This window comes from Streptomyces venezuelae (assembly GCF_008642335.1).
GTDB lineage: Bacteria > Actinomycetota > Actinomycetes > Streptomycetales > Streptomycetaceae > Streptomyces > Streptomyces venezuelae_F.
On record NZ_CP029191.1, the window covers coordinates 4,217,099 to 4,241,881 of the forward strand.

At 72.5% G+C, this 24,783-nt stretch carries 23 protein-coding genes; 20 read left to right on the forward strand and 3 right to left on the reverse strand.

Annotated features, from left to right (window positions below; all coding sequences use genetic code 11):
* Nucleotides 1-148 precede the first annotated feature (148 nt).
* Nucleotides 149-505, forward strand: a complete 357-nt coding sequence (locus tag DEJ49_RS19025; RefSeq protein WP_150170179.1) for a hypothetical protein — start codon at nucleotides 149-151, stop codon at nucleotides 503-505.
* Nucleotides 506-618: 113 nt separating this feature from the next.
* On the opposite strand, the gene DEJ49_RS19030 is transcribed toward DEJ49_RS19025, so the two are convergent.
* On the reverse strand, nucleotides 619-1,065 hold the full coding sequence (locus DEJ49_RS19030; protein ID WP_150185231.1) for a pyridoxamine 5'-phosphate oxidase family protein: 447 nt from the start codon (nucleotides 1,063-1,065) through the stop codon (nucleotides 619-621).
* Nucleotides 1,066-1,205: 140 nt separating this feature from the next.
* On the opposite strand from DEJ49_RS19030, the gene clpB reads away from it, so the two are divergent.
* Together clpB and DEJ49_RS19040 are read left to right on the forward strand one after the other, a co-directional pair.
* Nucleotides 1,206-3,824, forward strand: coding sequence for an ATP-dependent chaperone ClpB (gene clpB, locus DEJ49_RS19035; RefSeq protein ID WP_150185232.1), 2,619 nt, complete (start codon nucleotides 1,206-1,208; stop codon nucleotides 3,822-3,824).
* Between the two features lie 242 nt (nucleotides 3,825-4,066).
* On the forward strand, nucleotides 4,067-4,615 hold the full coding sequence (locus tag DEJ49_RS19040) for a YbjN domain-containing protein (protein WP_150185233.1): 549 nt from the start codon (nucleotides 4,067-4,069) through the stop codon (nucleotides 4,613-4,615).
* An 80-nt stretch (nucleotides 4,616-4,695) separates the two neighbouring features.
* Here DEJ49_RS19040 and DEJ49_RS19045 read toward each other — a convergent pair whose 3' ends face one another.
* Nucleotides 4,696-5,901, reverse strand: a complete 1,206-nt coding sequence (locus DEJ49_RS19045; RefSeq protein ID WP_150185234.1) for a pyridoxal phosphate-dependent aminotransferase — start codon at nucleotides 5,899-5,901, stop codon at nucleotides 4,696-4,698.
* Nucleotides 5,902-6,731: 830 nt separating this feature from the next.
* Here DEJ49_RS19045 and DEJ49_RS19055 point away from each other — a divergent pair.
* The 7 genes from DEJ49_RS19055 (at nucleotide 6,732) to DEJ49_RS19085 (ending at nucleotide 13,108) form a co-directional block, all read left to right on the forward strand.
* Complete coding sequence (locus tag DEJ49_RS19055; RefSeq protein WP_150185235.1) at nucleotides 6,732-7,268, forward strand: DUF2617 family protein; 537 nt, start codon at nucleotides 6,732-6,734, stop codon at nucleotides 7,266-7,268.
* Nucleotides 7,269-7,294: 26 nt separating this feature from the next.
* A complete protein-coding gene (locus DEJ49_RS19060) occupies nucleotides 7,295-8,863 on the forward strand; it encodes a polyamine aminopropyltransferase (RefSeq protein WP_150185236.1) in 1,569 nt (522 codons plus the stop codon).
* A gap of 60 nt (nucleotides 8,864-8,923) precedes the next feature.
* Nucleotides 8,924-9,841, forward strand: a complete 918-nt coding sequence (locus DEJ49_RS19065; RefSeq protein WP_150185237.1) for an SRPBCC family protein — start codon at nucleotides 8,924-8,926, stop codon at nucleotides 9,839-9,841.
* A gap of 25 nt (nucleotides 9,842-9,866) precedes the next feature.
* Complete coding sequence (locus DEJ49_RS19070) at nucleotides 9,867-10,661, forward strand: aldose 1-epimerase (protein ID WP_150185238.1); 795 nt, start codon at nucleotides 9,867-9,869, stop codon at nucleotides 10,659-10,661.
* A 238-nt stretch (nucleotides 10,662-10,899) separates the two neighbouring features.
* Entirely contained in the window at nucleotides 10,900-11,451 is a 552-nt protein-coding gene (gene pyrE, locus DEJ49_RS19075) for an orotate phosphoribosyltransferase (protein ID WP_150185239.1), read from the forward strand.
* Nucleotides 11,452-11,578: 127 nt separating this feature from the next.
* Nucleotides 11,579-12,610, forward strand: a complete 1,032-nt coding sequence (gene fbaA, locus DEJ49_RS19080) for a class II fructose-bisphosphate aldolase (RefSeq protein WP_150185240.1) — start codon at nucleotides 11,579-11,581, stop codon at nucleotides 12,608-12,610.
* Between the two features lie 84 nt (nucleotides 12,611-12,694).
* Complete coding sequence (locus DEJ49_RS19085) at nucleotides 12,695-13,108, forward strand: DUF3151 domain-containing protein (RefSeq protein WP_150185241.1); 414 nt, start codon at nucleotides 12,695-12,697, stop codon at nucleotides 13,106-13,108.
* 200 nt (nucleotides 13,109-13,308) lie between these two features.
* On the opposite strand, the gene DEJ49_RS19090 is transcribed toward DEJ49_RS19085, so the two are convergent.
* Nucleotides 13,309-14,439 (reverse strand): NADH:flavin oxidoreductase, encoded by a 1,131-nt coding sequence (locus DEJ49_RS19090; protein WP_150185242.1) that lies wholly within the window; start codon nucleotides 14,437-14,439, stop codon nucleotides 13,309-13,311.
* Between the two features lie 89 nt (nucleotides 14,440-14,528).
* Between DEJ49_RS19090 and DEJ49_RS19095 the strand changes: the two genes are divergently transcribed.
* The 10 genes from DEJ49_RS19095 (at nucleotide 14,529) to DEJ49_RS19140 (ending at nucleotide 24,774) form a co-directional block, all read left to right on the forward strand.
* Nucleotides 14,529-15,155, forward strand: coding sequence for a CGNR zinc finger domain-containing protein (locus DEJ49_RS19095; RefSeq protein WP_150185243.1), 627 nt, complete (start codon nucleotides 14,529-14,531; stop codon nucleotides 15,153-15,155).
* A 130-nt stretch (nucleotides 15,156-15,285) separates the two neighbouring features.
* On the forward strand, nucleotides 15,286-16,158 hold the full coding sequence (locus tag DEJ49_RS19100) for a tryptophan 2,3-dioxygenase family protein (RefSeq protein ID WP_150185244.1): 873 nt from the start codon (nucleotides 15,286-15,288) through the stop codon (nucleotides 16,156-16,158).
* Nucleotides 16,151-17,386, forward strand: coding sequence for a kynureninase (gene kynU, locus DEJ49_RS19105; protein ID WP_150185245.1), 1,236 nt, complete (start codon nucleotides 16,151-16,153; stop codon nucleotides 17,384-17,386). The genes DEJ49_RS19100 and kynU overlap by 8 nt, the downstream gene beginning before the upstream one ends.
* Before the next feature lie 91 nt (nucleotides 17,387-17,477).
* Nucleotides 17,478-18,356, forward strand: a complete 879-nt coding sequence (locus tag DEJ49_RS19110) for an alpha/beta hydrolase family protein (protein ID WP_150185246.1) — start codon at nucleotides 17,478-17,480, stop codon at nucleotides 18,354-18,356.
* A gap of 169 nt (nucleotides 18,357-18,525) precedes the next feature.
* Nucleotides 18,526-19,497, forward strand: coding sequence for an alpha/beta hydrolase (locus tag DEJ49_RS19115; protein WP_150185247.1), 972 nt, complete (start codon nucleotides 18,526-18,528; stop codon nucleotides 19,495-19,497).
* The gene (locus DEJ49_RS19120) at nucleotides 19,490-20,659 is read left to right on the forward strand and encodes an acyltransferase family protein (RefSeq protein WP_150185248.1); all 1,170 of its coding nucleotides are present in this window, start codon (nucleotides 19,490-19,492) and stop codon (nucleotides 20,657-20,659) included. The genes DEJ49_RS19115 and DEJ49_RS19120 overlap by 8 nt, the downstream gene beginning before the upstream one ends.
* Before the next feature lie 10 nt (nucleotides 20,660-20,669).
* Nucleotides 20,670-22,010, forward strand: coding sequence for a sensor histidine kinase (locus DEJ49_RS19125; protein WP_223832894.1), 1,341 nt, complete (start codon nucleotides 20,670-20,672; stop codon nucleotides 22,008-22,010).
* Nucleotides 22,007-22,681 carry a response regulator gene (locus DEJ49_RS19130; protein WP_150185249.1) on the forward strand — a complete coding sequence of 225 codons (675 nt, stop codon included), beginning with the start codon at nucleotides 22,007-22,009 and terminating at the stop codon, nucleotides 22,679-22,681. Before DEJ49_RS19125 ends, DEJ49_RS19130 begins: the two co-directional genes overlap by 4 nt.
* Before the next feature lie 87 nt (nucleotides 22,682-22,768).
* A complete protein-coding gene (locus tag DEJ49_RS19135) occupies nucleotides 22,769-24,109 on the forward strand; it encodes a sensor histidine kinase (protein ID WP_150185250.1) in 1,341 nt (446 codons plus the stop codon).
* A complete protein-coding gene (locus tag DEJ49_RS19140) occupies nucleotides 24,106-24,774 on the forward strand; it encodes a response regulator (protein ID WP_150185251.1) in 669 nt (222 codons plus the stop codon). The genes DEJ49_RS19135 and DEJ49_RS19140 overlap by 4 nt, the downstream gene beginning before the upstream one ends.
* Nucleotides 24,775-24,783 lie beyond the last annotated feature (9 nt).

Genomic DNA, 24,783 nt, shown 5'->3' on the forward strand with positions numbered 1-24,783 from the left:
ACGCCGATGCCGCTGCAACGCACGCGTCGGAGTCGGGTGTGACGACCCAGGATGTCATCTGGAGCTCTTCCGCCAAGGGGGACGTCGTATGGGCGTCCGGCGGTAAAGGCGATGTCATTTGGTCGTCCGTTCCCAAGGGAGGCGCGGCATGAGCACCCCTCCCGACGACCGTACTTTCCGCCGTGAAATGGCCACCGCCTATCGATCCGGTTGGCACTTCATCGACCTTGTGACCGCGATCCCCCACCGCGGCGACTCGTTGATGGTGACCCTGCTCGGTGAGCCGATCGTCGTCACCCGCGACGACGAGGAGGAGATCCGGGCCTACCGGTGCCTGCGGCGGCCGCGCGGTGCGCCGCAGCCCGTGCGGTGCGCCATTCGGTACGGGATGGTTTTCGTCAATCTCGACCGGCGCGACCACCAGATGGTCGGGCAGCAGGGCCAGCAGGACCCGGACGCCGTGAGCGTCCCGGACAACATCACAGCCACCCCCCGCAGTGCCTGACGCGATTCCCCCGTCGTTGTAAATCGCGCAGGTACTTCCCCCAGCAGCGGCGCCACCGTGGACCTGAACACGGTGGCGCCGCTGTGGTGTGTCGCCGGGCCGGTCCGGGGTACTCAGACCTTGCCCAGTGCCTTCGTCAGGCTGATCTCGATCAGGACCCGGTCCGGGTTCGGGGACGGGCGCCGCCCGTAGCGTTCCTCGTAGCGGCGTTCCGCTTCCGCTATCTCCGCCGGTTCCGTACGGATCTCCGCGAGTCCCTCCAGCGTCGCCCAGCGCCTGCCCTCGAACTGGCAGACCGCCACCCGCGCCCCGGGGCCCTCCGTGCCCGCCGCCGCCAGCACGTGCGCGACCTTGCGGCTCGTCTTGCGGGCGAGGACGCGGGCGACCCGCGCCTCCGGGTCGTACGTCACGCCGACTGGCACCACGTGCGGCGTGCCGTCCGGGCGCAGGGTCGTCAGGGTGCAGACGCGCCGTTCCCGCCAGAAGCTGAGGTAGGGCTCGGGAGGGGCGGAGAGGTCGATGCGCCGGCTCGGAGGGGGCGTGGGTGCCGTGGGTGCCATGGGTCGGAACTTAGCTGTTCGGGCCCGGCCGGACTTCTCGGGGCTCCTTGAGTGGAATAGACTCAACTTTGTGTACGTTGGGTAAGTCAGGCCTCGCAGGGGGCCCGGACCCCGTGGACCCGTAAGGAGGAGAGACACGCGTGGACGCTGAGCTGACCAACAGGAGCCGGGACGCGATCAACGCGGCCACCAGCCGTGCGGTCAAGGACGGTCACCCCGACCTGACCCCCGCGCATCTGCTGCTGGCGCTGCTGGAGGGCCAGGACAACGAGAACATCGTCGACCTGCTCGCCGCGGTCGACGCCGACCAGGCCGCCGTCCGCGCGGACACCGAGCGGGCTCTCGCCGCGCTGCCCAGCGTGACGGGGTCCACCGTCGCGCCGCCGCAGCCCGACCGCGACCTGCTGGCCGTCGTCGCGGACGCCGGGCAGCGCGCCAAGGAGCTCGGGGACGACTACCTCTCCACCGAGCACCTGCTCATCGGCATCGCCGCCAAGGGCGGCAGGGCGGGTGACGTACTCACCGAGCACGGAGCCGGCAGCAGGAAGCTGCTGGACGCATTCGAGAAGACCAGGGGAGGGCGCCGGGTGACGACACCCGACCCCGAGGGCCAGTACAAGGCCCTGGAGAAGTTCGGCACCGATTTCACCGCCGCGGCCCGCGAGGGCAGGCTCGACCCGGTCATCGGGCGGGACCAGGAGATCCGGCGCGTCGTGCAGGTGCTTTCGCGGCGGACCAAGAACAATCCCGTGCTCATCGGCGAGCCCGGCGTCGGCAAGACCGCCGTCGTCGAGGGGCTCGCCCAGCGCATCGTGAAGGGGGACGTCCCCGAGTCGCTGAAGAACAAGCGGCTCGTCTCCCTCGACCTGGGCGCCATGGTCGCCGGCGCGAAGTACCGCGGCGAGTTCGAGGAGCGCCTCAAGACCGTCCTCTCCGAGATCAAGGAGAGCGACGGGCAGATCATCACCTTCATCGACGAGCTGCACACCGTCGTCGGCGCGGGCGCGGGCGGTGACTCCGCCATGGACGCGGGCAACATGCTCAAGCCCATGCTCGCCCGCGGCGAGCTGCGGATGGTCGGCGCGACCACCCTCGACGAGTACCGCGAGCGGATCGAGAAGGACCCGGCCCTGGAGCGCCGCTTCCAGCAGGTCCTCGTCGCCGAGCCGAGCGTCGAGGACTCCATCGCGATCCTCCGCGGACTCAAGGGGCGGTACGAGGCGCACCACAAGGTCCAGATCGCCGACAGCGCGCTCGTCGCCGCCGCGACGCTCTCCGACCGGTACATCACCTCGCGCTTCCTGCCCGACAAGGCCATCGACCTCGTCGACGAGGCCGCGTCCCGGCTGCGCATGGAGATCGACTCCTCGCCCGTCGAGATCGACGAGCTCCAGCGCGCCGTCGACCGCCTGAAGATGGAGGAGCTGGCGCTCAGCAAGGAGACGGACCCGGCGAGCAAGCAGCGGCTCGACAAGCTGCGGCGCGATCTCGCCGACAAGGAGGAGGAGCTGCGCGGGCTCACCGCACGCTGGGAGAAGGAGAAGCAGTCCCTCAACCGTGTCGGTGAGCTGAAGGAGAAGCTCGACGAGCTGCGCGGCCAGGCCGAGCGCGCCCAGCGCGACGGCGACTTCGACACGGCGAGCAAGCTCCTCTACGGCGAGATCCCCACCCTCGAACGCGACCTGGAAGCCGCCTCCGAGGCCGAGGAGGAGGCCGCGGCCCAGGCCAAGGACACCATGGTCAAGGAGGAGGTCGGGCCCGACGACATCGCCGACGTGGTGGGCGCCTGGACCGGGATTCCCGCCGGGCGGCTCCTCGAAGGCGAGACGCAGAAGCTGCTGCGCATGGAGGACGAGCTCGGCAAGCGGCTCATCGGGCAGGGCGAGGCGGTACGTGCCGTCTCCGACGCGGTGCGGCGCACGCGCGCCGGGATCGCCGACCCCGACCGGCCCACCGGCTCCTTCCTCTTCCTCGGCCCGACCGGCGTCGGCAAGACGGAGCTGGCCAAGGCGCTCGCGGACTTCCTCTTCGACGACGAGCGGGCCATGGTCCGCATCGACATGAGCGAGTACGGCGAGAAGCACAGCGTCGCCCGGCTCGTCGGCGCGCCTCCCGGGTACGTCGGGTACGAGGAGGGCGGCCAGCTCACCGAGGCGGTGCGGCGGCGCCCGTACAGCGTCGTCCTTCTCGACGAGGTCGAGAAGGCGCACCCGGAGGTCTTCGACGTCCTGCTCCAGGTCCTCGACGACGGGCGGCTCACGGACGGGCAGGGGCGGACGGTCGACTTCCGCAACACGATCCTGGTCCTCACGTCCAACCTCGGCAGTCAGTACCTGGTCGAGCCGCTCACCTCCGAGGAGGAGAAGAAGCAACAGGTCCTGGAGGTGGTGCGGGCCTCCTTCAAGCCGGAGTTCCTCAACCGGCTCGACGACCTCGTCGTCTTCTCCGCGCTCACCAAGGACGAGCTGGCGCACATCGCCGAGCTGCAGATCAACCGGCTCGCGAAGCGGCTCGCCGACCGGCGGCTCACGCTGGACGTCACGCCCGAGGCGCTGGCCTGGCTCGCGGACGAGGGCAACGATCCGGCGTACGGGGCGCGGCCGTTGCGGCGGCTCATCCAGACCTCCATCGGCGATCAGCTCGCCAAGGAGATCCTCGCGGGCGAGGTGAAGGACGGCGATGTGGTCCGCGTGGACCGTTTCGAGGATGGGTTGATCGTGGGCCCCGCGTCGGGCTCCCCTGCGGGTAAGTCGCTGTAGTCGGCATCCCGTCTGCCGGAGCAGGTGGTTCGCCGCCTGCGGCAGGATCGTGGTTGCTCGCGCAGTTCCCCGCGCCCCTGACGGGCGCGCAGCGCCCTCCAAGGGGCGCGGGGAACTGCGCGATCGGGCACGGCTGTCCGCAGATGGCGAACGGCAGAAACCCGGCAGACGCGGGGCCGGGCTTGCCCCGGGGGCCCCTTCCTGAGAGAGGATGGGCCCATCCATACGAAGGGACAAAGTACGTGAGCATCGACCCGTCCTCGATTCCGAATTTCGGGGGACAGCCCGAACCGCAGCAGGGCGCAGGACCGGCGGGCCCCGTCGTCCCCGACCAGGACCTGGTCAAGCAGCTCCTGGACCAGATGGAGCTCAAGCACGTCGTCGACGACGAGGGCGACCTCGCGGCGCCGTGGGAGGAGTTCCGTACGTACTTCATGTTCCGCGGCGAGGACGACCAGCAGGTCTTCTCGGTGCGGACGTTCTACGACCGGCCCCACCAGATCGAGGAGAAGCAGCGGCTTCTCGAGTCGATCGACGACTGGAACCGCCGGACCCTGTGGCCGAAGGTATACAGCCACACGCACGACGACGGCACGGTCCGCCTCATCGGCGAGGCCCAGATGCTGATCGGCACCGGCGTCTCGCTGGAGCACTTCGTGTCGTCGACCGTCAGCTGGGTGCGCGCCGCGATCGAGTTCGACCGCTGGCTCGTCGAGCAGCTGGGCCTGGAGTCCGAGGTCGACTCCGCCGAGGGCGAGACCAACGAGAAGCCGGGCGACGCCGAGGCCTGAGGGCCGCCCGTAGGCATGTGAGAGCCCGGCGGGATGGATGCAGTCCAGCCCGCCGGGCTCTCGGCGTGCGCGGTGCGACCTCAGCCCGCCAGTGACTTGAGGCGCGTCACCGCCTCCTCCAGGACCGCCGTCTTCTTGCAGAACGCGAACCGTACGAACGGCGCGCCCGCGTCCCGGTGGTCGTAGAAGACCGCGTTCGGGATGGCGACGACGCCGGCCCGCTCCGGGAGTGCCCGGCAGAAGGCGAAGCCGTCGTTCTCGGCGAGGCCGAGCGGGGTGATGTCGGTCGTGATGAAGTACGTGCCGGCCGGGCGGTAGACGTCGAAGCCCGCCGCCGTCAGGCCCTCGCTCAGCAGGTCCCGCTTGGCGCGCATGTCCGCGCGGAAGTCGTCGAAGTAGGAGTCGGGGAGGGCGAGCGCCTCCGCCACGGCGTACTGGAACGGGCCCGAGGAGACGTACGTGAGGAACTGCTTCGCCGAGCGGACCGCCGAGACCAGCTCCGGCGACGCGGTGACCCAGCCGACCTTCCAGCCCGTGAACGAGAACGTCTTGCCCGCCGAGCCGATGCTGACCGTGCGCTCGCGCATGCCGGGGAAGGTGGCGAGCGGGATGTGTTCGGCTTCGTCGAAGACGAGGTGTTCGTAGACCTCGTCGGTGACGACGAGCAGGTCCCGTTCGACGGCGAGGTTCGCGATCTCGGTGAGTTCGGCGCGGGTGAGGACCGTGCCGGTCGGGTTGTGCGGGGTGTTCAGGAGGATCAGGCGGGTGCGGTCGGTGACCGCGTCGCGCAGTTCGTCCAGGTCGAGGCGGAAGCGGCCGTCGCCGGGGCGCAGGGTGACCGGGACGCGGGTGCCGCCGGCGAGGGCGATCGAGGCGGCGTACGAGTCGTAGTAGGGCTCAAGGGCGATGACCTCGTCGCCGGGCTCGACGAGGGCGAGCAGCGATGCGGCGATGGCCTCGGTCGCGCCCGCCGTCACGAGGACCTCGCGGTCGGGGTCGTACGAGAGGGCGTACCGGGCGAGTTGGTGCTCGGCGATCGCCGTGCGCAGCTCGGGGACGCCCGGACCCGGCGGGTACTGGTTGCCGCGCCCGTCGCGCAGCGCCCGCACCGCCGCCTCACGGACGGCCTCGGGCCCGTCGGTGTCCGGGAAGCCCTGGCCCAGGTTGATCGCGCCCGTGGAGACCGCGAGGGCGGACATCTCGGCGAAGATCGTCGTACCGAACTCGGCGAGGCGGCGATTGAGCAGCGGGCGCCCGCTCCCGGAAGTGGAGGTCATGGCCGCCATCCTGCGCCGAACCTCTGGAGTTCCTCAACTCTGCTTTGCGCCGGTGCGGGCAGGGGCATCCCCCTGTCACGCACGGAGCACGGCCCACGGGGGGACCGGCTTCGGGGGAACGGAAGGAGTGTGGGGGCCATGATCGTGGCTTTCGTCTTCGTGGCGGTGCTCGTGCTCGCGCTGGTCGCGGCGGTCGGTTACGGGGGACGCGGCCGGCGCGGGAACCGGTCGCGGTGGAGTGGTTCGGGGGCGGCGTCGGGGTCGGCGGGCGGCGGCAGCTGGTGGGCCGGGAGCGGACACGGGGGCAGCGGGTCCTCGTGCGGCGGCGGTTCGTCGTCGTGCGGCGGCGGCTCCTCGTGCGGAGGCGGGTCCTCCTGCGGGGGCGGTGGGTCCTCGTGCGGAGGCGGCGGGGGCGGATGCGGTGGAGGCAGCTGACACGGGGCAGCTGGTCCACCGGTCCACGGAAACGCCCGGCGGGGCGGCTCAAACCACCGCCGGGCGTTTCTGTGTCGTGCCATGTGGCTGTACTGAACAGTTGAACTGTGTAGCCCTCATGGGGATGGAAACCGTACGTAGTTGGGTAAAAGTGCAGTGGCAGTGTCGCCGACCATGATTCCCTCTTAAACGTCAGCACCGCCCTCGGACGTCCGGTACAGGTTTCACAGGCCGGCGCAGGTTTCACGGACCGGCGCAGGTTTCACCGACCGGCACAGGTTTCACGGACAGCGATCCGGAAACCCGTAAGACGTTTTCGTGGGCACGAGCCGGCATACCGACCGCCCGGAGCCTCTTCCGGGTGCGCCGGCCCCACCTCCATTGCGTGTTAGCGGAGCCGACCCATGCTCACGACCCTGAAGACTGGCTATACCGACACGCGCGCCGCGGATCTCGCCTGGGCCCTGGGGCGCGAGCCGTTGCCCGCGCTCGCCACCCTCGACCTCGAACTGGACGACGCAAGAATGCAGTTGAGGCTCCTCGGGGCCTCGCATCAGGTCCTCCTGGAGGAGGAGCGGGGCGGCTGTTCCGAGACGGTGGCCTGTATCCCCGGCAGCAGTACGCCGCTGCCGCTCGGCGTCTCCAAGCGCGTCGGCGAATGGGAGTACGAATTCGCGGCGCGGGTGGAAGTCCTGTCGCACGGCCAATTCGCGGGCCGCGCACAGGAATTGCTCGCCCTCGTCGCCGAGCACCCGCACGGGCTCGCGGGCGTCTTTCCCGGCAGCCCGCACGCGTTCACCGCGCTCCTCGCGCAGCGGCACGAAGGGGCCCTGATGTGGCGTACGTGGCACGCGTACCCCCAGGAGGGGCAACTCGTCGCGACCCGTACACGGGTGGGGGTGCGCACCCCGGTTTACACCCATGTGGGGGACCCGGTGTGAGCGTGCGGTGACGTAGCGTTCCAGGCGTGATCGAGTCGACGGTGCGCCTGCCGGTGTCGCCCCGGACGGGACGCTTCCTCGTCCTCACGGGCGTATTCGTCTGCGCTGCCTGCGGACTCGTCTACGAACTGGAACTCGTCGCCCTCGCCGCCTACTTGATCGGTGACTCGGTCACCCAGGCGTCCGTCGTGCTCTCCGTGATGGTCTTCGCCATGGGCATCGGCTCGCTCCTCGCCAAACGCCTCAGGCACCACGCGTCCGCCTGGTTCGGCCTCCTCGAATCGGCGCTCGCGCTGGTCGGCGGGTGCAGCGCCATGGTGCTGTACGCGGCGTTCGCGTGGTCCGGCGGCAGGGGCGAGCTGTGGGCGGGCGGTTCGCGGTATCTGCTCGTCGCGTTCTCCCTCGCCATCGGTGTCCTCATCGGCGCCGAGGTGCCGCTCCTCATGGTGCTCATCCAGCGCATCCGCAGACAGGATGCGGGCGGCGCGGTCGCCGACCTGTTCGCCGCGGACTACGTGGGGGCGCTGGTCGGCGGGCTCGCCTTCCCCTTCCTGCTCCTGCCACTGTTCGGACAGCTGACGGGCGCCCTGTTCACCGGCTCCGTCAACGCGATCGCGGGCGGCGCACTCGTGTTCGGCCTGTTCCGGCAGGATCTGAGCGTCCGCGCCCGCTGGGTGCTCCTCACCGTCAACGTCGTCGTCCTGTCCCTGCTCGCCTCCGCCGCCGTGCTCGTCGACGACTTCGAGCGGGCCGCCCGGCGCGCCGTGTACGGCAGGGACGTGCGGGTCGCCGTGCAGACCGACGTCCAGGAAGTCGTCCTCACCGGCGGGCGGCTCGGCTCCCTCGACCTCTTCCTCGACGGCCGCCTGCGCATCAGCGGACGCGACGAGGCGCGCTACCACCGGGGTCTCGTCGCCCCCGCGATGCGCGGGCCCCACGCGCGCGTGCTGGTCCTCGGCGGCGGCGACGGCCTCGCGGCCCGCGAGATCCTGCGCCACCCGGGCGTGCGCCGCGTCGACGTCGTCGAACTCGACACGGGCGTCGTCGACCTCGCACGGCACGACCCGGCCCTCAGCGAGCTCAACGCCCACGCCTACCGCGACCCGCGCGTCCGCGTGATCCACGCCGACGCGTTCCGTTGGCTGCGCCTCGCCCGCACGCGGTACGACGTGGTGATCTCCGACCTGCCCGACCCCGGCATCACGCCCAGCACGAAGCTCTACTCCCAGGAGTTCTACGGCCTCGCCACTCGCGTCCTCGCCGACGGCGGCCGCCTCGCCGTCCACGCCGGGCCCCTGACGACCAGACCCCGTGTCTTCTGGACCGTCGAGGCGACGCTGCGCGCGGCGGGGCTGCGGACCGTGGCGTACCGGGTGGGCGGCAGGGAGTCCGGGTTCGCCCCCGGGCCCGACCGCACGGCGGGCGGGCCGACGGCGCCCCGCGACTGGGGCTTCGTGCTGGCCTCGCGGACCCGCCCGGTCCTGCGCAGGGCGGCGGGGTCGGCGGTGGTGCGCGCCGGGGGGCCCGCGGCCGAGCTGACGCGGCAGCGGGGTCTCGCGCCGTCCACCCTGATGCATCCGCGTTACGCGAACTGACGTACACGGACCGGCGAACTGTCGCACATGGTGGCGGACACGTGGGTAGGCTCAATTGCCATGGAGCATGAGGTGTTCGTCCCGGTCTCCGCAGAGCGGCTCCGGCAGGTCCTTGCCGACCCCGAGAGGGTCGCCGGGGCGGTGCCCGGGCTCCAGCGCGACGAAGGGCGTGACGAAGGGGGCGAGGGGCAGACGGCCGGGCCGCTCTCCGGGCGCCTCAAAGTCCGCGTCGACGGGCACTCCATCACCTACCGCGGCTCGGCGCGGACCGACGCCCGCAAGGACGGGACGTACGCGCTGGAGGCCGAGGGCGAGGAAGTGCGCGGCTCCGGCTCGGTGAAGTTCACGCTGACCGTGCGGCTCGAACCGCTCCCCGAGGGCACGAACCTCGTCTTCGGCGGGAGCGGGACCGCCGACGGGCGGATCACGGAGGGTTCTCCCCAGGCTGTGGAGTCCGCGGTGCACCGGCTCCTTGACCGGTTCGCCGAGGCGCTCGGCGCGGGGGCGCCGCCCGACACGGCACCCGAGGAACCGACGCCCGAGGAGCCGGCGTCGGAGGAGCCGCCGACCCACACGGTGACCGTGTTCCGGACGGAGGTGCCGCCGCCGTCCCTGGACCCGCTGAGCGACGCCGACGACCTCGACGACGTCGACGACCTCGACGACGACGGCATCAACCTCGACGACACCAACGTCCTGGACGACGCGGACGACATCGAGGACCTGGAGACCATCGAGGACCTGGAGGACCTGGAGACCATCGGCGTACCGCCCGCCGAGGCCGCCCACGCCCGCCGCACCATGATCGGCCGCAGCGCGGAGGAGGTCGACCACGCCCCGCCCCGCGGCCGGTACGCACCGGCGCCCGCCCCCGAGTCCCTGGCCGCCAACGCCACGCTCCGCTGGGCCGCGCCCGCCGCAGCCCTCGCGCTCGCCTCGGCGATCGTCGTCGGCCGGGCCCTGCGCCGCCGCCGCTGACGCTCCACGTCATAGGCTCGGCTCCGTGAGTACCGAAGACGTGACCCTCACCGCGGGCGACGCGGAAGTAACGGTGCAGCCGGGCAACGGCTGCCGTATCGGAAGTCTGCGTGTCGGCGGCGTCGAGCTGCTGCGCCAGGGGAAGAAGTACGGCTGCTTCCCGATGGTGCCCTGGTGCGGCCGGATCGCCGACGGGCGGTTCCGCGACGGCGCGGCCGTCCACCAGATGCCGCTGAACTCCCCGCCCCACGCCATCCACGGCTTCGCGCGCGACGCCGAGTGGCGCACGGCGCGGACGTCGAAGACCGAGGCGGTCTTCACGTACGACCTGACCGACCCCTGGCCCTACCCCGGCCGCGTCACCCAGATCGTGGAGCTCACCGAGGACGGTCTGACGCTGCGCATGGGTGTCGAGACGTACGGCGACTCGTTCCCCGCGCAGGCCGGCTGGCACCCCTGGTTCAACCGGGTCCTGGAAGACGGCGGCGAACCCGTCCGCATCGACTTCGACGCCGCCTGGCAGGAGGAGCGCGGCGACGACCACCTGCCCACGGGCCGCCGCATCGACGTGCGGCCGGGCCCCTGGGACGACTGCTTCGGCATGCCCGACGGCGTCGACGTGACCCTGACCTGGCCCGGTCGGCTCGCGGTGAACGTCAAGAGCCGTGAGCCGTGGGTCGTCGTCTACGACGAGCAGGACGCCGCGGTCTGCGTGGAGCCCCAGACGGGCCCGCCCAACGGCCTCAACACCGACCCGCGCCTGGTCACCCCCATCGAGCCCCTCGAGACGGCGACGACGTGGACGTGGCGTCGGCTGTAGGGCCTGTCCGGCGGGTCATGCCTGGGACGCGGCGGTCCGGCACGCACATCTGCGGCGTTGTCGTCAGTTGCCGACTTCCCCAAGCTCTCGGCTCCGCTCGACCAGGGGACACCCCCATCGCGTCGCCGCCTTCCTCCGCCTTGCAGCTGCACGCACCAGACCGCCGCTCACCCGCACGAAGAGGCGACGGCCCACCCATGGCGGCCTGACCCGCCGGACAGACCCTAAGCTTCTGCGCATGACTGACGTACGCGGCGAGCTGCTGCAGCAGATCAAGGACAAGGCCGTCGTGCACGGCAAGGTGACGCTCTCCTCCGGCCTGGAGGCCGACTACTACATCGACCTCCGCCGGATCACCCTCGACGGCGAGGCCGCGCCCCTGGTCGGGCAGGTCCTGCTCGACCTGACCAAGGACCTCGACTTCGACGCCGTGGGCGGCCTGACCATGGGCGCCGACCCGGTCGCCGGCGCGATGCTGCACGCGTCCGCCGCCCGCGGCAAGCGCCTGGACGCCTTCGTCGTCCGCAAGGCCGCCAAGGCGCACGGCATGCAGCGCCGCGTCGAGGGCCCCGACATCAAGGGCCGCCGCGTCCTGGTCGTCGAGGACACCTCCACCACCGGCGGCTCGCCGCTGACCGCCGTCGAGGCCGTCCGCGAGGCGGGCGCCGAGGTCGTCGGCGTCGCCACGATCGTGGACCGGGCCACCGGCGCCGGCGAGAAGATCACCGAGGGCGCGGGCGTGCCCTACCTCTTCGCGTACTCGAAGGACGACCTCGGCCTGACGGACTGAGACAGGTTCCGAGGACTTTCGACCGGCCGGTACCGCCCGGCGAGTCTGGAAAGATGGGGGCGACGATGATGTCGCCCCCATAGGTCAGGGCCCAGCACATACCCCGCACATCACAAGGAGCGGACACATGCCCATCGCAACTCCCGAGGTCTACGCCGAGATGCTCGACCGGGCGAAGGCAGGCAAGTTCGCCTACCCGGCGATCAACGTGACGTCCTCGCAGACCCTGCACGCGGCCCTGCGCGGCTTCGCCGAGGCCGAGAGCGACGGCATCATCCAGATCTCCACCGGTGGCGCGGAGTTCCTGGGCGGCCAGCACAACAAGGACATGGTGACCGGCGCGGTCGCGCTCGCCGAGTTCGCGCACATCGTCGCCGCGAAGTACGACATCACGGTCGCGCTGCACACCGACCACTGCCCCAAGGACAAGCTCGACGGCTACGTCCGCCCGCTGCTCGACATCTCCGCCGAGCGCGTCAAGGCCGGCCGGAACCCGCTGTTCCAGTCGCACATGTGGGACGGCTCCGCCGAGACCCTCGCCGACAACCTGGCCATCGGCCAGGAGCTGCTCGCGAAGGCCGCCGCCGCGAAGATCATCCTTGAGGTCGAGATCACCCCGACCGGCGGCGAGGAGGACGGCGTCACGCACGAGATCAACGACGAGCTGTACACGACCGTCGACGACGCCCTGCGTACGGCGGAGGCGCTGGGCCTGGGCGAGAAGGGCCGCTACCTGCTCGCCGCGTCCTTCGGCAACGTCCACGGCGTCTACAAGCCGGGCAACGTCGTCCTGCGCCCCGAGCTCCTGAAGGACCTCCAGGAGGGTGTCGCCGCGAAGTACGGCAAGGCCGCGGGCTCGCAGCCGTTCGACTTCGTCTTCCACGGCGGCTCCGGCTCCACCGCCGAGGAGATCTCCACGGCCCTGGAGAACGGCGTCGTCAAGATGAACCTCGACACCGACACGCAGTACGCGTTCACGCGTCCCGTCGTGGACCACATGTTCCGCAACTACGACGGTGTCCTGAAGGTCGACGGCGAGGTCGGCTCGAAGAAGACGTACGACCCGCGCACCTGGGGCAAGGCCGCCGAGGCGGGCATGGCCAAGCGGGTCACCGAGGCGTGCGAGAACCTGCGCTCCACGGGCACGAGGCTGAAGTAGGCGTTTACGCGTTTACGGCTCCGTGCGGGCCCGGCACCCTTCCCTGGGTGCCGGGCCCGCACGCGTATGGCGCAGACTTGGCCCATGGCCATTCACAAGGATCTGCTCGGGGGACCGCCCCCGACCCACCTGCCCGACGACCCCGAGCCGCGCGAGCTGCTCGCGAACGGTGCGGCGCCCGCCGATGTCGCCGCGAAGTACCCGACGTCCTCGCTCGCCTGGGCGCAGCTCGCCGACGAGGCGTATGAGCGGGGCAGTGTCGTCGAGTCGTACGCGTATGCCCGTACGGGCTACCACCGGGGTCTGGACTCGCTGCGCCGCAGCGGCTGGAAGGGCCACGGGCCGGTGCCGTGGGAGCACGAGCCCAACCGGGGGTTCCTGCGTGCGCTGCATGCCCTTGCGCGGGCGGCGCAGGCGATCGGGGAGCAGGAGGAGTACGAGCGCTGCGCGGGCTTCCTCCGTGACTCCTCGGAGACGGCGTCGAAGACGCTCGGCTGACGGCACGGGGGGTCCGGGCCACCGCCCGGGGGCGCTGCCCCCGGACCCCCCTCTTCGGCCTGAACGGCCTCGTCCTCAATCGCCGGACGGGCTGAAACCCTCCCGGCGCCGGGGAGGTGGTGCTTTTAGGGGCGCGGGGCTGTGACATATGCGGCTCCGCCGCGTGGGCGCGACCAGCCACGGCGGCGCCGCGGACGGAGTCAGAGCAGCCTGCGCAGCATCCCCGCGTCGTACGGGGCCGCCGCGGACACCCGGTCCGTGAGCGCCTTGTTCGCCCACTCCGGGTCGGCGATCAGCGCCCGGCCCACCGCGATGACGTCGAACTCGTCGCGCTCCATGCGGTCGAGGAGCCGGTCGATGCCGGCGGTCGACGTGGTCTCCGTGGAGAACGTCGCCGCGGCCGTGAACTGCTTGTCGAGGCCGACCGAGCCGACGGACACCGTGGCCTTGCCGGTGAGCTTCTTGATCCAGCCCGCGAGGTTCAGGTCGTCGCCCTCGAACTCGGGGAGCCAGTAGCGGCGCGTGGAGGCGTGGAAGGCGTCGACGCCCGCGGTCGCCAATGGGGCGAGCAGGGCGTCCAGTTCGGCCGGATCCGCGGCCAGCTTCTCGTCGTAGGCGTTCGCCTTCCACTGGGAGAGGCGCAGGATCACGGGGAATGAAGGCGAGACCGCCGCTCGTACCGCCTCGACGATCTCGGTCGCGAAACGGGCGCGTGAGGCGATGTCGCCGCCGTAGCCGTCGGTGCGGCGGTTGGTGCGGTTCCAGAAGAACTGGTCGATCAGGTATCCGTGCGCGCCGTGCAGCTCGACCCCGTCGAAGCCGTTCCGCTCGGCGTCGGCCGCCGCGCGCGCGAACGCGGCGATGATCTCGTCGATGTCGGCGGACGTCAGCGCGTGGCCCTTCGGCTCACCGTCGAGGTTCAGGCCCGAGGGGCCGACCGGGGGCGCGTCAGGGAAGGGCCCGTCGCCCTCGTTGCGGGTCGCGCCGACGTGCCACAGCTGCGGCACGATCTTGCCGCCCGCCGCGTGCACGGCCTCCGCGACGCGCCGCCAGCCCGCGAGCGCGGCCTCGCCGTGGAAGCGCGGGACGCGATGGCTGCTGCCGGCCGAGTCGTGGTCGATGTACGTGCCCTCGGTGACGATCAGGCCGACGCCGCCCGCGGCACGGCGCGCGTAGTACGCGGCGACGTCCGCGCCGGGCACGCCGTCCGGGGAGAACTCGCGGGTCATGGGGGCCATGGCGATGCGGTTGCGCAGGCTGAGGCCGTTGATGTCGAAGGGGCGGCCGAGGAGTCGGGCGGCGCGCGAGGTGGCGGTATCCGTGACAGTCATGCGTGCATCGTACGCCCGTGACAGCACTGTAAGCGTTTCAGTCATGTCACACCGGGTGGTGGCGAGCGCGAGGCTAGTACCGTGTAGGCATGAACTGGCCCGCGACCGAGCGTCTCGGTCTGACCCCCGCGCCCGGCGGTCTCGCCCTTGTCCAGGACCTCCTGAACACCGCCCCCGCCGGCCGCCCCGACTCCGTCGACCTGCTCGCCGACGGAGCGCTCGACCGCGCCCAGGGGTGGGCCGACCCCGCCGTGCGCGGCTGGGCCGCCGAGACGGGGCGCGGTGACGTGCGCCTGACCCTGTCGGCGGCCGATCTGCCCGAGCTGCGCTGCCTGCGCGACCAGGTGCGGCGCGCGCTCGCCGCGGGCGACTGCGGCGGCGAGGCCGTGCGGTTCACCTCCGCGCCGGTCGTCGTCGGGCTCGCGGGCGACGGCACCCTCACCCTGGAGCCGGAGGGCGCGGGCGCGCGCTGGCTGGCGTCCGCGGTGCTCGCCGAGGGGCTGCTCGCCCAGGCGTCCGGCACCTGGCGCCGTCTGAAGATCTGCCGCAACACGGCTTGTTCCGCCGCGTTCTACGACCGCTCGCGGAACAACAGCGGCGTCTGGCACTCGGTCCGCGGCTGCGGGAACGCCGCCCATCTGCGCGCCTGCCGTGAGCGCCGCCGCGGCAGCGCGGGTGCGGAGCAGGGTGTCGAAGAAAGCGCCATGAGCCTTTAGCTGCTGTCTCGCCCTCGTGTGCCTTGCCGATTGCGGGAAAGTTGCAGAAGATGCCCGTGGGGACCGGGGCCCCCGTGCCGGTAACGGCAGGGGCGGACCGCTACCCGGAGTACGTATCGAGGAGACAGTGATGTCCCCCAAGACGCATGAGGCATCCCCCGAGGAGCGCGCGGCGTCCACCGAGGCAGGCGAGGCGGAGAGCCCGAACCTCGACTTCGCGGGCACCACCCCGTACGAGGACTACGTGCAGGCGGACGTCCTCACGCATCTGCAGCACCTGCGCTCGGACGACCCCGGCGAGATGGTCTTCCTGGTCACCACGCAGGTCATGGAGCTGTGGTTCACGGTGATCGTCCACGAGTGGGAGACCGCGGCGCACGCCCTGCGCCGTGACGACATCCCCGTGGCGCAGGCGGCGCTCAAGCGCAGCCTGCGCGAGCTGGAGGCCCTGAACGCCTCCTGGCGCCCGCTCGCCCAGCTCACCCCGGCCCAGTTCAACTCGTACCGCGGCGCGCTCGGCGAGGGGTCCGGCTTCCAGTCCGCGATGTACCGCCGCATGGAGTTCCTGCTCGGCGACAAGTCCGCGTCGATGCTCGTCCCGCACCGCGGCGCGCCCCGCGTCCACGCGGAGCTGGAGAAGGCCCTGCACGAGCCGAGCCTGTACGACGAGGTGCTCGGCCTCCTCGCCCGCCGCGGCTACGCGATACCGGCGTCCGTCCTGGAGCGCGACCTGTCCAAGCGCTACGAGCCGTCGCCGGAGGTCGAGGCCGTCTGGACCGAGCTCTACTCCGGTGACGAGAGCGCCGACCTGGCCAGGCTCGGCGAGACGCTGACCGACGTCGGCGAACTGGTCTGGCGCTGGCGCAACGACCACCTCGTCGCCACCCGCCGCGCCATGGGCTCCAAGACGGGCACGGGCGGCTCGGCGGGCGTGGCGTGGCTGGAGAAGCGCGCCACGAAGAGCGTGTTCCCCGAGCTGTGGACTGCGAGGAGCCATGTCTGACATACGCGGGGGCGACCTGCCCGACCTGCCCGACCTGCGGTCCGAGGCCGATGCGCTCGACTCTAAGGACGAACTCGCCGCGAAGCGCGAGGAGTTCGTCCTCGACGAGACGGTGTACCTGGACGGCAACTCGCTGGGCGCCCTGCCCGCGAACGTGCCGGGCCGCCTCGCCGAGGTGATGACCCACGAGTGGGGCAGGCTCCGCATCCGCTCCTGGGACGAGAGCGGCTGGTGGACCGCGCCGGAGCGCATCGGCGACCGCATCGCCCCGCTCGTCGGCGCCGCCCCGGGCCAGGTCGTCGTCGGCGACTCCACGAGCGTCAACGTGTTCAAGGCGCTGGTGGCCGCGGTCCGTATCGCGCGGGGCCCCGATCACCCTTCCGAGGGACGCGACGAGATCGTCGTTGACGCCACGACCTTCCCCACGGACGGGTACATCGCGGAGTCGGCGGCCCGTCTCACCGGCTGCCGTCTGATCCCGGTGGCGCCCGCCGACGTCCCCGGTGTCCTCGGCGCCCGCACCGCCGCCGTCCTGCTCAACCACGCCGACTACCGCACCGGCCGCCTGCACGACCTGCCGGGCCTCACGGCGGCCGTCCACGCGGCGGGCGCGCTCGTCGTCTGGGACCTGTGCCACACGGCGGGCGCGCTCCCCGTCGGCCTGGACGAACACGGCGTGGACCTCGCGGTGGGCTGCACCTACAAGTACCTGAACGGCGGCCCGGGTTCGCCCGCGTACCTCTACGTACGCGAAGCCCTGCAGCCCCGCTTCGACTCCCCGCTGCCCGGCTGGAACTCGCACGCCGAACCCTTCGGCATGCGGCCCGGGTTCGAGCCGGCGGACGGCGCCCTGCGCGGCCGCGTCGGCACGCCGGACATCCTGTCGATGCTCGCCCTGGAGGCGTCCCTCGACGCCTGGGACGGCGTGTCCATCGACGCGGTCCGCGCCAAGTCCCTCGCCCTGACGGACTTCTTCCTGCGCTGCGTCGGTGCGTACGTGCCGACGGGCCGCGTCGAGTCCCTCACCCCGGCCGCGCACGCCGAGCGCGGCAGCCAGGTCGCGCTGCGCTGCGAGGGTGCGGGCGATGTCATGAAGCGGCTCATCGAGCAGGGCGTGGTGGGGGACTTCCGCGCGCCGGACGTGCTGCGGTTCGGATTCACGCCGCTGTACGTCTCCTTCGGCGACGCCGAGCGGGCGGCTCGTGTCCTCGCGAGCACCCTGGCCTGATAGCGTCCGGCGGATCTTGTCCCCCGCTTTTCCGTCCACCGGAAGGGCGGGGGCCCGAACGCCAGCCGCACTGCTGAGGAGAGGTTGCCGCATGCCGGACGACGCCGCCGTGGCCCGCGATGCCGCCGAGGCCGACGCCGCCTTCTCGCATCCCGCCGTGAAGCCGGACGCCACCGTCGCGTACGGCGATCACCCCGACCAGGTCGTGGACCTCTACGCCCCCAGGGGCGACACCCCGCGCCCCGCCCCCCTCGTCGTCGTCCTGCACGGCGGCGCCTGGCGCGCCCCCTACGACCGGCAGCACGTCACCCCCTTCGCCGACTTCCTGGCCCGCCGCGGCTTCGCGGTGGCCAACGTCGAGTACCGCAGGGGCAGCCCGATCCCCGCCCAGGGCGGCACGAGCCCCGTCGCCGGGCGCTGGCCGGAGACCTTCGACGACGTGGCCGCCGCGTTCGACGCGCTCCCCGCGCTCGTACGGGACGCGCTGCCGTCCGCCGATCCGCGCCGCACCGTCGTGACCGGGCACTCCGCGGGCGGCCACCTCGCGCTCTGGGCGGCCGCGCGCCACCTGCTGCCCGCCGACGCGCCCTGGCGCACCGAACGGCCCGCCCCCCTGCGCGGCGTCGTCGCGCTCGCGCCGATCGCCGACCTCCGTACCGCGGAAACCCTTGAGGTGTGCGGTGGCGCGTCCGCGCAACTCCTGGGCGGGGCGGCCCGCTTCGAGGAGCGGCTGCCGTACGCCGACCCGGCCGCGCTGCTCCCCACCGGCATCGCCACGACCGTGGTGCAGGGCCGCACCGACATCGTCGTGCCGCAGGCCGTGTCCGAGGCGTACGCCGACGCGGCGGCCAGGGCGGGCGAGGTCGTGGGCCTGACGCTCCTGGAGGACGTGGGGCACTTCCCGCTGATCGACCCGGCGGCCGACGCGTGCGCGGTCGTCGCGGAGGAGATCGCGCAACTGGCGTTCTGACGACCCTCGGTGGAGCGCCCGTGGGACCCGGGGATACCCGTCATACCTGAGAGCTACGCGCGGCTGTATACCCCAGCGTGATGTGAGCTACAGAGCCCGATCCATAACTTCCCTTCCGTGACAGCGAGTCGGAACGCCGGCCCGCGAAGAAGCGGAAGGGCAGGACGTGATGAGGTTCCGGGCCGGGCGGCTGCGCCGCACCCTGTTGGCCGCCGGTGTCGCCACCGCCGTGGTGTTCCCGCTGTCGGGCGCCGCCCGCCCGGAGATCCCGGCCCCCGCCCCCGCCTCCCTCGGCCGCGTCACGGCGGCGACGCTCCCCGGCGCCTACGCGGCGAACCGGGCCAACGCCACCGAGGCGGCGGTCCAGGCCGGGAGGTACGGCGCACGGGGCCGGGCCGCGGCCCTGCGCGCCATGGCCTCCCCGCACCGCGACTTCCTCGCCTTCGACGGGCGCGGCGCGGGCCGCACCGCCGAGGTGTTCGGCGACCTGGCGCACGCGGACCGCGTCGCCGTCCTCGTGCCGGGCTCGGACACGTCCCTCGACTCGTACGGCAGGCTCCGCGCCGGGGCCGTGGCCCTGCGCGCGGAGCTCGACCGGCAGGCGAAGCCGGGGTCGCGCACGGCCGTCGTCGCCTGGCTCGGGTACGAGACGCCGGGCACCGTCAGCCCCGCCGTCCTCACCACGGGCCGCGCGGACGGCGCCGCACCCGCCCTGCGCTCGTTCGTCGCCGGGCTGCACGGAATCAACGCCCACGCGCGCGTATCCCTGCTCTGCCACTCGTACGGCTCGGTGGTGTGCGCCAGTGCCGCGACGGGCCCGCGCGGCCTGGACGTCGCCGACATCGCGCTCTACGGCAGCCCCGGCACGGGTGTCGACAAGGCCGCCGACCTGCACACGCGGGCCAGGATCTGGGCGGGGCGCGGCTCCGGCGACTGGATCGCCGACGTGCCGCACACCAGCGCCGGCCTCTTCGGCACGACCGTCGGCTTCGGCACCGACCCGGTCTCCGCCGACTACGGCGCCCGCGTCTTCGCGGCGGGCGACGGCGGCCACAGCGACTACCTGAAGCCGGGCTCGGTCCCGCTCGGCAACCTCGCACGGATCGTGCGCGGCGACGCACCGGAGGTCACCCATGCGTGAGCACCGCCTGTCCGCCCTCGTCCGGCACCTGGACGCCGCCGCACCGCCCGGCAGGGACCGCGCCCTCGACGCGCTGCGTGCCCTCGCCGTCCTCGGGGTGGTGGGCGGCCACTGGCTGGTCACCGCCCTGGTCCCGGACGGCGGCACGCTGCACACGGCGAGCCCGCTGAGCGGCATGCCGTGGCTCGCCCCGATCTCCTGGGTCCTCCAGACGCTGGCCGTGTTCTTCCTGGTGGGCGGGTACGTGGCGGCGAAGGGGTACGAGTCGGCACGCGCGCGGGGCACCGGATACCGCGCGTGGCTCGCCGCGCGGCTCGGCCGTCTCTTCCGGCCGGTCGCGGCCGTCCTCGCGCTGTGGACGGCGGTCACCGCGGGCCTGCTCCTCTCGGGCGCGGACCTCGCCACCGTCCACACGCTGGTGAAGCTGGCGCTCTCGCCGCTGTGGTTCCTGCTGGTCTTCGCGGCGCTGACCGCCGCCACCCCGCTGGTGCGACGGCTCAACCCGCTGTGGCCGCTGGCCGTCGTTCTCCACGTGGATCTGGTGCGGTTCGGCTTCGGCGGCCCCGCCTGGCTCGGCTGGGTGAACGTGGCGGCGGGCTGGCTCGTGCCGTACACGCTGGGCGCGGCCTGGGCGCGGGGCGAGCTGACGCGGAACGCGGGGCGGGTGCTGCTCGTGGGCGGCACGGTCGCCACCGCCGGGCTCGTCCTGTGGGCCGGCTACCCGGCCGCGATGGTCGGCGTGCCGGGCGGGACGGTGTCGAACCTGGACCCGCCGACCCTGGCGGCCGTCACGTTCGGCCTCGCCCAGTGCGGCCTGGCCGTGCTGCTGCGGGTGCCGCTCGGCCGGTGGCTGCGCAGGCCCGGGGCGTGGGCGGCGGTAGCGCTCGTGAACCTCTCCGCGATGACGATTTTCCTCTGGCACCAGACGGCTCTGATGGCGGTCACCGCGCTCGGCCTGCTCGCCGGGACCCCGCTGCCCGGCCTGCACACGGTGCCGGACGGGCCGGGCTGGGTCCTGGCCCGCGTCGCCTGGCTGCCGGTGTTCGGGCTCGGCCTTGCGGTGTGCTGGACGGCGTTCCGCACGTACGAGCAGGGCGGCCGGACCCGGGCCCGTGTCGTGCGGGCCGGGGGCGCGGCGACGGAGGCGGTGCGGCGTGCCTAGGGTTGATCTTGTGGAAGAGGCGGACCGCGGGAGCGGCGACGGGGAGCGGTTCGACCGGGCGGTCGCGGCGGGGCTCACGAGCCTGCGCCGTGACCTGGGGACGGTGGCGCGGATGCCGCTGCCGCCGCTCCGCCGGCCCCGGCTGCTGCGCTGGACACCGCACGTCGTGATCCTCGGCGTCGCCGTCACCACGACCCTCGGCAACCTCGACCAGTGGTCGCAGCGCTACCACCTCGGGCACACGGTCGGCACGCTGATGGCGCTGCTCCAGGCCGCCGCGCTGCTCCTCGCGCTGGTGCGGCCGGTGCCCGCGTGGTGGCTGTCCCTCGTCGTGAACACGACCGCGTCCGCCCTTGCGGAGGTGCCGTTCGTCCAGGGCCCCGAACCCTGGCCGTGGGGACCGCCCGCACTGTTCGCGCACGCCACGGTGACGCTGCTCCTCGCGCTCCGGCTGCCCGCCAGGGCCGCCTGGGCGGCGTGCGTGCTGAGCATCGGCGCCCCGCTCCTGCTGCAGCAGACGAGCAGCCCCGGGCCCTACGACACCACCGTGCCCCTCGCCGCCTTCGCGTTCGGCGCCGTCACCCTCGTGGGCACCCTCCTGCGCGGCCGCGGCGAGGCCCGCACCCGGCTCGTCGAGCAGGAGACCATCACCGCCGAGGAACGGGCCCGCCGCACCCTCCTGGAGGAGCGCAGCCGCATCGCCCGCGAACTGCACGACGTGGTGGCCCACCACATGTCCGTCATCTCCATCCAGGCGCAGGTCGCCCCGCACCTGGTCCAGGACCCGCCCGACGAGCTCAGGGAGAACCTCGCGGGCATCCGGGAGAACGCCCTCGAAGCCCTCACCGAGCTGCGCCGCGTCCTCGGCGTCCTGCGCTCGGAGAACCCCGGCGACGCGGAGGCCGCCCCGCAGGCCCCGCTGCCCACCCTGGAACGCCTGGACGTCCTCGTCGACAACGCGCGCGCGGCCGGACTGACCGTGCGCCGCGAGACCGCGGGGGAGCGGCGCCCGCTGCCGCCCGGCGTCGACCTGTCGGCGTACCGGATCGTGCAGGAGGCCCTCAGCAACGCGATCCGGCACGCGCCGGGCTCGACGGTGCGGATCGACCTCAGGTACGCGCGGGCCGGGGTGCACGTCCGGGTCACCGACTCCGGCGCGCGCACCGCGGCGCCGCCCTCGCCCGGCGCGGGCCACGGGCTGCTCGGCATGCGGGAGCGCACGACGATGCTGGGCGGCGACCTCGCCACCGGCCCCACCCAGGACGGCGGCTACGAGGTGTCGGCGTTCCTGCCGGCCGCACCCCCGACGACCCTGACGACACCGACCACCGACGGAGAGACCACGCGATGACGATCAAGGTCCTGATCGCCGACGACCAGATCATGGTCAGGCAGGGCTTCTCCGTCCTGCTCAACGCTGAGCCGGACATCGAGGTGATCGGCCAGGCCGTCGACGGCGCGGACGCGGTCGCCAAGGTCGCCGAACTCGGTCCTGACGTGGTCCTCATGGACATCCGCATGCCCGAGCTGAGCGGTATCGAGGCGACCCGCCGCATCACGGACGAGCTGCCCGACGTCAGGGTCCTGGTCCTGACCACCTTCGACCTCGACGAGTACGTGTACGACGCGCTGCGCGCCGGCGCCTCCGGCTTCCTGCTCAAGGACGCGTCGGCGGACCAGCTCGCCGAGGCGGTCCGTGTCGTGGCGGCCGGGGACGCGCTGCTCGCGCCCGGGATCACCCGGCGCCTCATCGCGGAGTTCTCCCGCATGGACGGCGGGACGCGCGGCCCGTTCAGGCCCCGGGTCGGCGAGCTGACCGGACGCGAGACGGAGGTGCTCGCCCTCATCGCGCAGGGTCTGTCGAACGCGGAGATCGCGGCGCGGCTCGTCGTTGCCGAGCAGACCGTGAAGACGCACGTCGGCCGCATCCTGGTGAAGCTGGGCCTGCGCGACCGCACGCAGGCGGCGGTGTACGCGTACGAGACGGGCGTGGTGCGCCCCTCGGGCCGGAGCACCCCGTAGAACCCCCGAGTAGTACCTGCGACGGACCCCGCGGAACCCGTCTTGCTGTGGACGACCCGTCCGCCGCCTGCCCGTACCTTCGTAGACGTGACCGATACGACTGAGCAGCTCAAGGCCAGTGGCCCGAAGAGCCCCGAGTACCACTTCGTGCGGGAGGCCTGCGGCGGCCTGCGCGAGGCGCTGTTCCGCGACGCCTTCGCCTACCGGCTGCTGCCGCCCAGGACGACGGAGGGCCGCCTGGCCCGCCTCCTCCCGCAGCGGATACGCGCGTACGCCGTGTGGGCCCCGCACGCCCTGGTGGTCGCCGCCGCCCTGTTCACCCTGGTGCTCGCCTACAACGTGGGTCTCGGCACCGACGAGGTCGCGCACCTCCTCACCGGCTTCGTCCCGGCGGCCGCCATCCTGATGACCCTGGTCAGGCCGGTCGGCGCGTTCTGGGTCTCGCTCGCCACGACCCCGTTCACCGCGCTGCTCGGCAACACCTGGGACGGCTGGCCGTGGACGCCGCCCGCGTTCTTCGCGCACATCGTGGTGATGGTCGTCGTCGCGGCCAGGACCGGACCGCGCACCGCCCTGTGGATGTGGCTCGGCACGGCGGCGTACGGCCTCTTCACGGAGTTCTGGCTCGGGTCGCCCGGCGCCTCCGACGCCCCGATGATGCTGTTCGTCTCGGCGCTCGCGCTGCTCGTCACCACCGTGGTGCACGTACGGCGCGAGGCGCAGCGCGAGGTCACCGTGCAGCGCACCGTCACCGCCATCGAGCGCGACAAGCGCACCCTCCTTGAGGAGCGCACCAACATCGCGCGCGAGCTGCACGACGTGGTCGCCCACCACATGTCGGTCGTCGCCATTCAGGCCGAGGCCGCGCCCTACCGCGTGGAGAACCCGCCGCCCGAGCTGGAGCAGGCGTTCATCACGATCCGCGAGAACGCGGTGTCCGCGCTCACCGAACTGCGCCGCGTCCTCGGCGTCGTACGGGCCGAGGACTACGAGGCGCCGGACGCCCCGCAGCCGACGCTCGCCGACCTCGACCGGCTCCTGGCCAACGTCCGCGACGCCGGTCTGACCGTCGACAAGGTGATCACCGGGGCGGTGCGCGAGCTGCCGCAGGGCGTGGAGCTCTCCGCGTACCGCATCGTGCAGGAGGCGCTCAGCAACAGCCTGCGCCACGCGCCCGGCGCCGCGGCGCGCGTCGAGGTCGGCTACGTCCTCGGCGGTCTGGGCCTGCGCATCGTGAACGGTCCTGCGACCGGCCTGGTCAAGCCGTCCCCCGGCGCGGGCCACGGCATCACCGGCATGCGGGAGCGCGTGACGATGCTGAACGGCGAGATGACGGCGGAACCGGCCGCGGACGGCGGCTACGAGGTCACGGTGTTCCTGCCGGTGCCGCTCGCGGACCGCTTGGACCCGGCGGGAGAAGACGCATGACGATCAAGGTCCTGATCGCCGACGACCAGATGATGGTGCGCGAGGGCTTCTCCGTCCTCCTGAACGCCATGCCCGACATCGAGGTCATCGGCGAGGCCGTCAACGGCCGCGAGGCGGTCGAACGCGTCCGCGAACTCGCCCCCGACGTCGTCCTGATGGACATCCGCATGCCCGAGCTGAACGGCATCGAGGCGACCCGCGAGATCATCGCGTCCGAGGGCGACGCGAAGGTGCTCGTCCTGACGACGTTCGACCTCGACGAGTACGTCTACCAGGCGCTCCGCGCGGGCGCCTCCGGCTTCCTCCTCAAGGACGCGTCCGCGCGGCAACTCGCGGACGGCGTACGGGTGGTGGCGTCCGGCGAAGCGCTGCTCGCGCCGACCGTGACGCGCCGCCTGATCACGGAGTTCTCGAAGCTCGCGGAGACGCCGCGGCTCTCGGCGACCGTCCAGGCGCAGCAGTACGGGGAGCTCACCGAGCGCGAGACGGAGGTCCTCGTCCTCATCGCGCAGGGCCTGTCGAACGCGGAGATCGCCTCCCGGCTCGTCGTCGCCGAGTCGACCATCAAGACGCACGTCAGCCGGGTCCTGGTGAAGCTGGGGCTGCGGGACCGGACGCAGGCGGCGGTGTTCGCGTACGAGGCGAGGCTGGTCACACCGGGGTGACAGGCCCTA